The organism is Kineococcus deserti, from assembly GCF_050871945.1.
GTDB lineage: Bacteria > Actinomycetota > Actinomycetes > Actinomycetales > Kineococcaceae > Kineococcus.
This window is the reverse complement of the sequence record NZ_JBJLSI010000061.1, coordinates 1-10098: the sequence shown is the minus strand read 5'-3', so window position 1 is coordinate 10098 and position 10098 is coordinate 1. Positions and strand designations below refer to the sequence as shown.

Genomic DNA, 10098 nt, shown 5'->3' with positions numbered 1-10098 from the left:
CCCCCCCCCCCCCCCCCCCCCCCCCCCCCCCCCCCCCCCCCCCCCCCCCCCCCCCCCCCCCCCCCCCCCCCCCCCCCCCCCCCCCCCCCCCCCCCCCCCCCCCCCCCCCCCCCCCCCCCCCCCCACGTCCGGTCCCGTCCCGAACCAACAGAAGCTGACGAGAGGAACGACCGTGGCTGCGTACACCGCCGCTGACGTCAAGGCGCTGCGCGAGAAGACCGGCGCCGGCATGCTCGACTGCAAGAACGCGCTCGTGGAGACCGAGGGCGACGTCGAGAAGGCCATCGAGCTGCTGCGCATCAAGGGCCAGAAGGGCGTGGCCAAGCGCGCGGACCGCGACGCCTCCAACGGCCTCGTGGCCGTCCACGTCGACGGTGGCCTCGGCGTCATGGTCCAGGTCAACTGCGAGACCGACTTCGTCGCCAAGTCCGAGGGCTTCGTCGCCCTGGCCCAGCAGGTGCTGGACCAGGCCGTGGCCGTGGGCGCCACCGACTCGGCGGCCCTGCTGGCCTCCGAGATCGACGGCAAGACCGTCCAGGCGGTCCTGGACGAGGCCAACGCGACCATGGGCGAGAAGATCCTCGTCCCCAACGTCGCGCGCATCGAGGGCACCCACGTCTCGGCGTACCTGCACCGCACCGCCACCGACCTGCCGCCGACCATCGGCGTCCTCGTCGCGCTCGACACGGACAACGACGCGCTGGGCAAGGACATCGCCATGCACACCGCGGCGATGAGCCCGGTCTACCTCACCCGCGACGAGGTCCCGGCCGAGAAGGTCGAGAGCGAGCGCCGCATCGCCGAGGAGACCGCGCGCGAGGAGAAGAAGCCCGAGGCCGCGCTGCCGAAGATCGTCGAGGGCCGGGTGAACAGCTACTTCAAGGACAACGTCCTGCTGGAGCAGCCGTTCGCGAAGGACCCGAAGACGACCATCACCAAGCTGCTGGCCGAGGCCGGCGCCCAGGTCACCGCCTTCGCGCGCTTCCGCGCCGGCGTCTGAGCACCGCCCGCACAGTGGTGTGACGGGGTGGGGAGACAGTGGTCTTCCCACCCCGTTCGCACGTCCGGACCAGTTGGACCTCACTCAGCGTGACCCGCGCCACCCGCCTGGGGCAGACTGCCCCCACCCGCCGTACCAGAGGAGACACCGCGTGACCGAGCCGAGCCTGACCGTCGACCTCGAGGCCGGCACCGTCCAACCGCGTCCGGGGTACAACAGGGTGCTGCTCAAGCTCTCGGGTGAGTTCTTCGGCAACGGTCAGGTCGGTGTCGACCCCGACGTCATCGCCCAGGTGGCGCGCGAGATCGCCGGGCCGGTCAAGCAGGGCGTGCAGGTCGCGATCGTCGTCGGCGGCGGCAACTTCTTCCGCGGGGCCGAGCTGTCCCAGCGCGGCATGGAACGCAGCCGCGCCGACTACATGGGCATGCTCGGCACCGTCATGAACGCCCTGGCGCTGCAGGACTTCCTGGAGCAGCAGGACGTCGACACCCGGGTGCAGACCGCGATCACCATGGGCCAGGTCGCCGAGCCCTACATCCCGCGCCGGGCGATCCGGCACATGGAGAAGGGACGCGTGGTGATCTTCGGCGCCGGGGCCGGCATGCCGTACTTCTCCACCGACACCGTGGCCGCCCAGCGGGCCCTGGAGGTCCGCGCCGACGCCGTCCTGATGGCCAAGAACGGCGTCGACGGCGTCTACACCGGCGACCCCCGCAAGGACCCCACGGCCACCAAGATCGACACCATCACCTACGCCGAGGCGCTGCAGCAGAACCTGCGCGTGGTCGACACGACCGCCTTCAGCCTGTGCATGGACAACCGCCTGCCCATGATCGTGTTCGGCATGGAGGGCCAGGGCGTGGCGCGCGCGCTGCGGGGTGAGAGGATCGGCACTCAGGTGATCGCGGGCTGAACAGCCGCGACACCGCAGGCGGACAGGACGCGCCGGAAGGCAGGACGAAGGGACCACCGTGATCGACGACACGCTCCTCGAGGCCGAGGAGAAGATGGAGAAGGCGATCGAGGTCGCCAAGGCGGACTTCGGCGCGATCCGGACCGGCCGGGCCAACGCGGCGATGTTCCACAAGATCATGGTCGACTACTACGGCGCCCCGACGCCGTTGCAGCAGCTGGCCAGCTTCCAGATCCCCGAGGCCCGCTCGGTCCTCATCACGCCCTTCGACCGGGCCGCGATGAGCGAGATCGAGAAGGCGCTGCGCAACTCCGACCTCGGGGTGAACCCGGGCAACGACGGCAACGTCATCCGGATCGTGCTGCCGCAGCTGACCGAGGAACGGCGCAAGGACTACATCAAGATCGCCCGCACCAAGGCCGAGGACGCGCGCGTCTCGCTGCGCAACGTGCGTCGCCGCGCCAAGGAGGAGCTGGACCGCATCGTCAAGGACGGCGAGGCCGGCGAGGACGAGGTCGGGCGTGCGGAGAAGGAGCTCGAGGCGGTGACCAAGCGGCACGTGGACGCCGTCGACGAGCTGCTGAAGAACAAGGAAGCCGAACTCCTCGCGGTCTGACCCGCGGGAGGAACGGCTGAGCAACCAGGTGAGCACCAACGCGGGCACCGCCCCCGCACGTCGGGCCGGTCGCAACCTGCCCGTCGCCATCGGCATGGGTCTGGCGATGGGCGCCGTCCTGGTGGCGAGCCTGTTCGTGCGCCGGGAGGCGTTCCTCGTCCTGGCCAGCGCCGCGGTGCTCTACGGCACCGTCGAGATGGTGCGCGCCTTCCGGGCCCGCCACCTGAGGGTGCCGGTGCTGCCCCCGGTGGCCGGGACGCTGGCCATGCTGCCGGGCGCCTACCTCGGCGGCGGGGAGACGCTGTTCGTCGCCTACACGCTCACGGTCCTGGCCGTGGTCGTCTACCGGCTGGTCTCCGGCGGCGGTGACCACGGCTCACCGGTGCCCGTCCCGGTGGTGCGCGACGTCGCCGGCGGCGTCTTCATCGTCACCTACGGACCACTGCTGGCCGGGTTCGCGATGCTCATGCTCGCCGCCGGCGACGGCCCCTGGCGGGTGCTGGTGTTCGTGCTGCTCGTGGTCGCCAGCGACATCGGCGGGTACGCGGCGGGGGTCCTGTGGGGCAGGCACCCGATGGCCCCCTCGGTCAGCCCCAAGAAGTCGTGGGAGGGCACGGCCGGCTCGCTGGTCGTCGGGGCGGTGGCCGGCGCGGTCGCGCTGCCGCTGGCCCTGGGGGGGCAGTGGTGGGAAGGCGTCGTCCTGGGCCTGGTCACCGTCGTCGTCGCGATCGGCGGGGACCTGTCGGAGTCGATGCTCAAGCGCGACCTCGGCATCAAGGACATGGGCACGCTGCTGCCCGGGCACGGCGGGGTCATGGACCGCCTCGACTCCCTGCTGCCCGCGGCGCCCGTGGTGCACCTGCTGCTGGTCTGGTTCGTCGGCCCCTGACGCTGGACGGCCGCAGTCTCGCGCCGCCTTACCATGGAGTCACGATGACCTCTCCACTGGACACCCCCGTGCGCGAACCCCTGCCCCTGGCCCCCGCCGGCCCCGGCAAGCTCGTGATGTCGGCGCCCCGGCGCGGCAAGCCGCCGCGCCACTTCGTCGACCTCGAGCCCGCCGAACGCGGTGAGGCGATGGTCGCGCTGGGGGAGAAGGCCTTCCGCGGCAAGCAGCTGGCCACCCAGTGGTTCGACCGGCTCGAGGACGACCCGGCGAAGATGACCGACCTGCCCGCCGGCAGCCGCGCCAGGATCGCCGAGGCGCTGCTGCCGACGTTGCTGACGAAGGTCCGCACGCTGAGCGCCGACGGCGGCACCACCGTCAAGACGCTGTACCGGCTGCACGACGGGGCGCTGGTCGAGTCGGTCCTCATGCGCTACAAGAACCGCGACACCCTGTGCATCTCCAGCCAGGCCGGCTGCGGGATGAACTGCCCGTTCTGCGCCACCGGCCAGGCCGGGCTGACCCGCAACCTGTCCACGGCCGAGATCGTCGAGCAGGTCACCGCGGCCTCGCGGGCGCTGGCCCGCGGCGAGGTGCCCGGCGGTGAGGGCCGGGTCAACAACGTCGTGTTCATGGGCATGGGCGAGGCGCTGGCCAACTACAAGTCGGCCGTGGCCGCCGTCCGCCGCCTCGTCGCCCCGGCTCCGGACGGACTGGGCATCTCCGCGCGCGGCATCACGATGTCGACCGTCGGGCTGGTCCCGGCGATCGACAAGTTCGCCGCCGAGGGCATCGCGGCGACGCTGGCCCTGAGCCTGCACGCCCCCGACGACGAGCTGCGCAACGACCTGGTGCCGATCAACCAGCGCTGGAACGTCGGCGAGGCCCTGGACGCGGCGCGCCGCTACTTCGAGGCCACCGGCCGACGGGTCAGCATCGAGTACGCGCTCATCCGCGACATCAACGACCAGGCCTGGCGCGCCGACCGGCTCGGCAAGCTGCTCAACGCCCGCGGCCGCGGCTGGGTGCACGTCAACCCCATCCCGCTGAACCCCACCCCGGGTTCGAAGTGGACGGCCAGCGACCCGGCCGTGGAGAAGGCGTTCGTCGCGGCCCTGGAGGCCCGCGGCATCCCCACCACCGTCCGCGACACCCGCGGCAGCGAGATCGACGGCGCCTGCGGGCAGCTGGCCGCCATCGGCCCCGAGCAGCCCACGGCATGAGCACCGGGGTCGAGGGGTCGTCGCTGACGCAGCTGCTCACCGAGCGCCCCGTGCGCACCGGCCGGCTGCGGCGCGGCTACCGCGTCCTCGACGTCGACCTGTTCTTCGACCACCTCGGCTCGGCGGCCCCGGCGGGCCGGGTCGCCTCCGCGCAGGTGCGCGCCGTGGGCTTCGGCTCGCAGTTCGGCGGGTACGACGTCGCCGACACCGACGACCTGCTCACCGACATCGAGGACGCCCTGGCCCGCCGGGAGCGTTCCCACGCGCTGGCCGCCGGCGACCAGCGGCAGTTCAGCGACCGCCGGGCCTCCCTGGCCGCGGCCGTCTCCGGTCGGCTGGGACACCCCCGCGGGGAACGCTTCCCCCGCGCGCGGGGACTGTCGCGCGGGTACCGGCCCGGGGACGTCGACGACCTGTGCGACCTGCTCGTCCGGCACTACCGGGGCGAGGTCCGGCTGTCCGCCGACGACGTGCGCGGTGCGCTGTTCCGCCCGCGCCGGGGCCGGCGCGGGTACCGCGAGGCCCCCGTCGACGCCTTCCTCGACCGCGTCGTCGAGCTCATGGTGACCTTCGAGCGCTAGTTCCAGGGCGGGACCGATCCCAGCACCCGGTCGACGGTGAACACCACGACGACGCGGGCGGGGTTGGGGCGCGGCGTGCGGTACCGCGCGGCGTAGCGGTCCTCGGCGTCCCGGACCGAGGCCTCCTCGCGCAGGACCCGCCCCACGCCCTCCAGCGACAGCCAGCGCCGGCCGTCGACCTGGCTGACGACGCAGCGCGACCCCCGGCCGGCGTGCACGGCCTTGCGGCTGGTGCCCGAGGTGATGACCCGGACCTCGCGGGTGGCCGGGTCGAACGTGAACCCCACCGGGACCACGTGCGGGGACCCGTCGGCCCGCAGCGTCGTCAGCGTCGCCAGGTGGCGTTCGGTGAGGAACTCCAGGGCGCTGGCGGGCAGGTCGGCAGGATCGAGGGCCACGAGCGCAGGATGACAGGCGCCGGTTCAGCCCGCTGCGCCGAGTCCTCCCGACGTGCCCCGGTCCGCCCCGGCGGCCGTGAGGGCCAGCCACAGCTCGGCCCGGTCGCCGGGGGAGTCCAGGGAGATCGCCAGCAGCGCCTCCAGCCGCCGCAGCCGCTGCCGCAGCGTGTTGCGGTGCACCCCCAGCGCCTCGGCGGCCGGCTGCCGGGCTCCGTGGTGCTCCAGGAACACCCGTGCGGTGGTGCGCAGCTCGTCGCCGTCGGCGGCCGCGCCGAGCGGTTCCAACCGCAGCCGGGCCCACGCCGCCAGCGTCGGCGGGTCGACCAGCTCCGGCAGCGACCGCTCCCCGGCGTGGGCGACCGGACGGTGCGGACCGGTGCGGGCGAAGGCCAGTTCGGCGCTGCGGGCGCCGTCGGCGGCGTCGGTCAGCGGGACGGGCCGGCCGATCCCGGCCCGGCCGGCGGACCAGCCCCGCCAGGGCGTGTCGTCGGCGGCCAGGGCCCAGCCGTCGCCGCTCAGCACCCCGTGCGGGGCCGGGCCGGTGAACCGTGCGACCAGCACCGGGTCGGGCAGGTCGACGGAACCGGATGCCGCCAGCCGCCGCGCCAGGCCGAGGTGGCCCCCGACGACGAGCTCGACGACCGCGCCGGTGAGGGCTCCGGTGAGAGCTCCGGTGGCGGGCCGGTCGGCCAGCAGCCCCAGCAGGGCCGCCGCCGTCCCCAGGGTGCTCCGGACGGTGCGCGGGACGTCCGGGGCGCTCGCCACGAGCAACCACCGTTCGCCACCCCCACCCGTCGCGCGCAACGTCAGCGTCCCGTCAGCGGTGACGTCGCTCCACGCCGCCCGTGCCCCCTGGGACCGGATGCGCCCCAGCCCCTCCAGCGCCGCCGCCGGAGGAGGCGACGCGTGCGAGGCCGCCACGACGCCGCCGCGTCCGTCGAGCAGCCAGGCGGTGCCGTCCGCGACGCGGGCGGTCCGGCGCAGCACGGCACCCGTCCCGTCCGGCCCGGCGGCCGCCGCGGCGAGGTCGCGCTGCGCTCGCGCGGCCGCCGCCTCGGCCTCGTTCTCGCTGCGCCGCACCAGGTCCGCCAGTCGGCGCGAGACGGCGATGAACGGGGTCGGCACCGGAACCTCGACGAGGGCCAGCCCGGTGTCCGCGGCGGCGCGCACCAGCGTGCGCGGCACGCTCGCGTGGCTGAGCCCGACGCCGAACCCGACCCCGCAGACCCCGGCGGCCACCAGCCGCTCCACCCAGCGCGCCCACCCCGTCCGCGGCGTGCGCAGCCCCGTCGTCAGCAGCAGCTCGCCGCCCTCGAGGAACGCGGTGGGGTCGTCGAGTTCGCTGGTGGCCACCCACCGCACGGGAACCCGGGGGTCGCCGCCGAGCAGGCGCAACTCCAGGGATTCGGTCGCGAGCAGGTCGGCGAGCAGCACCACGGTGCCATCCTGCACCGTCCAGATCCCTCGGGATGTGCGGACCGGACACTGACGCGCTCGGGGGGCGGCCGTACGGTTCGGCCATGACGACCCTGGACAGCCAGCAGCTCACCACCGGCGGCCCGACCCTGCCGCAGGAGATCCGGGTGCTCACCGAGGTCCCCGGCCCCCGCTCGCGCGCCCTCGCGGCGCGCCGCTCGGCCGCCGTCTCAGCCGCCGTCGGCTCCTCGATGCCCTTCTACGCCGCGGCCGCCGGTGGGGGCGTCGTCGTCGACGTCGACGGCAACTCCTACGCCGACCTCGGCTCCGGCATCGCCGTGACGACCGTCGGCAACTCCGCCCCGGGTGTCGTCGACGCCGTCACCGAGCAGGTCCGCAGCTTCACGCACACCTGCTTCATGATCACGCCGTACGACTCGTACGTGGAACTGGCCGAACGCCTCGCCGCCCTGACCCCCGGCGACTTCGCCAAGAAGACCGCGTTGTTCACCTCCGGCGCCGAGGCCGTCGAGAACGCCGTGAAGATCGCCCGCGCGCACACCGGCCGGCAGGCCGTCGTCGTCTTCGACCACGCCTACCACGGCCGCACCAACCTCACGATGGCCATGACGGCCAAGGTCGTGCCCTACAAGAACGGTTTCGGGCCCTTCGCCCCCGAGGTCTACCGCGCACCCCTGAGCTACCCGTTCCGCGACGGGCTCGACGGCCCGGCCGCCGCGGCCCGCGCCATCGCGGTGATCGAGAAGCAGGTCGGCGCCGCCAACCTGGCCGCGGTCGTCATCGAGCCGATCCAGGGCGAGGGCGGGTTCGTCGTCCCCGCGCCCGGCTTCCTGCCCGCGCTGGCCGCCTGGGCGAAGGAGAACGGGGTCGTGTTCGTCGCCGACGAGGTGCAGACCGGCATCGCCCGCACCGGCGCCTGGTTCGCCAGCGAGCACGAGGGCGTCGAACCGGACCTGGTGACCATCGCCAAGGGCGTCGCCGGCGGGCTGCCGCTGTCGGCCGTCACCGGTCGCGCCGAGCTGATGGACGCCCCCGTTCCCGGTGGGCTCGGCGGCACCTACGGCGGCAACCCCGTCGCCACGGCCGCGGCCCTGGCCACCCTGGAGACCGTCGAGCGCGACGGTCTGCTGCAGCGCGCCCGCCAGGTCGAGATCCTGCTGCTGCGCCGGCTGCACGCGCTGGCCGCCCGCGACGCGCGCCTCGGCGACGTCCGCGGCCGCGGCGCGATGGTGGCCGTCGAGCTCGTCCGGCCCGGCACGACCGAGCCGGACGCGGCCCTGGCCAAGCGGGTGGCCACCGAGGCCGCCCAGCGCGGCGTCATCGTCCTGACCTGCGGCACCGACGGCAACGTCCTGCGCTTCCTGCCGCCGCTGAGCGCACCGGACGCCCTGCTGGAGCAGGCCTTCGACGTCCTCGACGCCGTGTTCGCGGACGCGCGCTGACCCCCTGAGCGAGAGGATCGAGGCATGACCAGCGCAGCACGCGAGAAGGAACTGCTCGGCGCCGTCCCCACCGGCCTGTTCGTCGGCGGCAGCTGGCGCGAGGCCACCGGCGGCAAGCGCGTCGCCGTCGAGGACCCCGCCACCGGCCAGGTCCTGGTCGAGGTCGCCGACGCGGACGTGGCCGACGGCGCCGGCGCGCTGGACGCCGCCGTCGCCGCCGCCCCGGCGTGGGCCCGCACGCCCACCCGCGAGCGCGCCGAGGTCCTGCGCCGCGCCTTCGACCTCATCACCGCCCGCGCCGACGACTTCGCCCTGCTGATGACCCTGGAGATGGGCAAACCGCTGGCCGAGGCCAGGGGCGAGGTCACCTACGGGGCGGAGTTCTTCCGCTGGTTCTCCGAGGAGGCGCCCCGCATCGCCGGGCGCTACTCCGCCAACCCCGTCGGCGGGTCCCGGCTGCTGACCCTCAAGCAGCCCGTCGGCCCGGTCCTGGCGATCCTGCCGTGGAACTTCCCCCTGGCCATGGGCACCCGCAAGATCGCCCCCGCCCTCGCGGCCGGCTGCACGATCGTGGTCAAACCCGCCACGCAGACCCCGCTGACGACGCTGCTGCTGGCTCAGGTCCTGGCCGAGGCCGGTGTGCCCGACGGTGTCGTCAACGTCGTCACCACGACCTCGACGGGGCAGGTCGTCGAACCGCTGGTGCGCGACCCGCGGCTGCGCAAGCTCACCTTCACCGGCTCCACCCCGGTCGGGCGCAAGCTCGTCGAGCAGTCGGCCCAGCAGCTGCTGCGGGTCTCGATGGAACTGGGCGGCAACGCCCCCTTCCTCGTCTTCGACGACGCCGACCTCGACGCGGCCGTGGAGGGCGCGATGCTGGCCAAGATGCGCAACACCGGCGAGGCCTGCACGGCCGCGAACCGGTTCTACGTCCAGCGCCCCGTGGCCGAGGAGTTCTCCCGGCGGCTGGCCGAGCGCATGGGCTCGCTGGTCGTCGGCCGTGGCACCGAGGAGGGCGTCCAGGTGGGGCCGCTCATCGACGCCCGCGCCCGGGACGGTGTGGCACGACGGGTGACGGAGGCCGTCGAGGCCGGCGCGCGGCTCGTCGTCGGCGGGTCGGCCGTGGGGGAGAGGGGGTACTTCTACGCCCCCACCGTCGTGGCCGACGTCCCGGCGGGATCGCGGCTGCTCACCGAGGAGACGTTCGGGCCGGTCGCGCCGGTCGTCGTCTTCGACACCGAGGAGCAGGGCGTCGCGATGGCCAACGACACCGAGTACGGACTCATCGGCTACGCCTTCACCCAGCACCTGGACCGCGCGATGCGCGTCGCCGAGGCCCTGGAGACCGGCATGGTCGGCCTGAACGCCGGGGTCGTCTCGAACGCCGCCGCGCCCTTCGGCGGGGTCAAGGCCAGCGGCTTCGGCCGCGAGGGCGGGACCGAGGGGATCGAGGAGTACCTCGAGACGAAGTACGTGAACTTCCCCTTGTGAGACCTGCGGTGGGGGGGGGGGGGGGGGGGGGGGGGGGGGGGGGGGGGGGGGGGGGGGGGGGGGGGGGGGGGGGGGGGGGGGGGGGGGGGGGGGGGGGGGGGGGGGGGGGGG

The 10098-nt window shown here is 74.3% G+C and carries 10 protein-coding genes; 8 read left to right on the top strand and 2 right to left on the bottom strand.

Going from position 1 to position 10098, the window contains the following annotated elements; all coding sequences use genetic code 11:
- The first annotated feature begins 172 nt into the window (after nucleotides 1-172).
- The 6 genes from tsf to ACRYR2_RS24595 all read left to right on the top strand — a co-directional run bounded on the left by tsf (nucleotide 173) and on the right by ACRYR2_RS24595 (nucleotide 5219).
- Complete coding sequence (gene tsf / locus ACRYR2_RS24620) at nucleotides 173-1000, top strand: translation elongation factor Ts (protein WP_432565636.1); 828 nt, start codon at nucleotides 173-175, stop codon at nucleotides 998-1000.
- A gap of 151 nt (nucleotides 1001-1151) precedes the next feature.
- Nucleotides 1152-1913 (top strand): UMP kinase, encoded by a 762-nt coding sequence (gene pyrH / locus ACRYR2_RS24615; protein ID WP_432565635.1) that lies wholly within the window; start codon nucleotides 1152-1154, stop codon nucleotides 1911-1913.
- A gap of 58 nt (nucleotides 1914-1971) precedes the next feature.
- A complete protein-coding gene (frr, locus tag ACRYR2_RS24610) occupies nucleotides 1972-2529 on the top strand; it encodes a ribosome recycling factor (protein ID WP_432565634.1) in 558 nt (185 codons plus the stop codon).
- 28 nt (nucleotides 2530-2557) lie between these two features.
- The gene (locus tag ACRYR2_RS24605) at nucleotides 2558-3418 is read left to right on the top strand and encodes a phosphatidate cytidylyltransferase (RefSeq protein WP_432565633.1); all 861 of its coding nucleotides are present in this window, start codon (nucleotides 2558-2560) and stop codon (nucleotides 3416-3418) included.
- 44 nt (nucleotides 3419-3462) lie between these two features.
- Nucleotides 3463-4638 carry a dual-specificity RNA methyltransferase RlmN gene (gene rlmN / locus ACRYR2_RS24600; RefSeq protein WP_432565632.1) on the top strand — a complete coding sequence of 392 codons (1176 nt, stop codon included), beginning with the start codon at nucleotides 3463-3465 and terminating at the stop codon, nucleotides 4636-4638.
- Complete coding sequence (locus tag ACRYR2_RS24595) at nucleotides 4635-5219, top strand: DivIVA domain-containing protein (protein WP_432565631.1); 585 nt, start codon at nucleotides 4635-4637, stop codon at nucleotides 5217-5219. Before rlmN ends, ACRYR2_RS24595 begins: the two co-directional genes overlap by 4 nt.
- Here the strand turns inward: ACRYR2_RS24595 and ACRYR2_RS24590 are convergent.
- Both ACRYR2_RS24590 and ACRYR2_RS24585 read right to left on the bottom strand, forming a co-directional pair.
- Complete coding sequence (locus tag ACRYR2_RS24590) at nucleotides 5216-5617, bottom strand: TIGR03618 family F420-dependent PPOX class oxidoreductase (RefSeq protein ID WP_432565630.1); 402 nt, start codon at nucleotides 5615-5617, stop codon at nucleotides 5216-5218. The genes ACRYR2_RS24595 and ACRYR2_RS24590 overlap by 4 nt on opposite strands.
- 24 nt (nucleotides 5618-5641) lie before the next feature.
- On the bottom strand, nucleotides 5642-7069 hold the full coding sequence (locus tag ACRYR2_RS24585) for a helix-turn-helix domain-containing protein (RefSeq protein WP_432565629.1): 1428 nt from the start codon (nucleotides 7067-7069) through the stop codon (nucleotides 5642-5644).
- Between the two features lie 68 nt (nucleotides 7070-7137).
- Here ACRYR2_RS24585 and gabT point away from each other — a divergent pair, with 68 nt between their 5' ends.
- Entirely contained in the window at nucleotides 7138-8496 is a 1359-nt protein-coding gene (gene gabT / locus ACRYR2_RS24580) for a 4-aminobutyrate--2-oxoglutarate transaminase (RefSeq protein WP_432565628.1), read from the top strand.
- A gap of 24 nt (nucleotides 8497-8520) precedes the next feature.
- The gene (locus ACRYR2_RS24575) at nucleotides 8521-9987 is read left to right on the top strand and encodes an NAD-dependent succinate-semialdehyde dehydrogenase (protein ID WP_432565627.1); all 1467 of its coding nucleotides are present in this window, start codon (nucleotides 8521-8523) and stop codon (nucleotides 9985-9987) included.
- The last annotated feature ends 111 nt before the right edge of the window (nucleotides 9988-10098 follow it).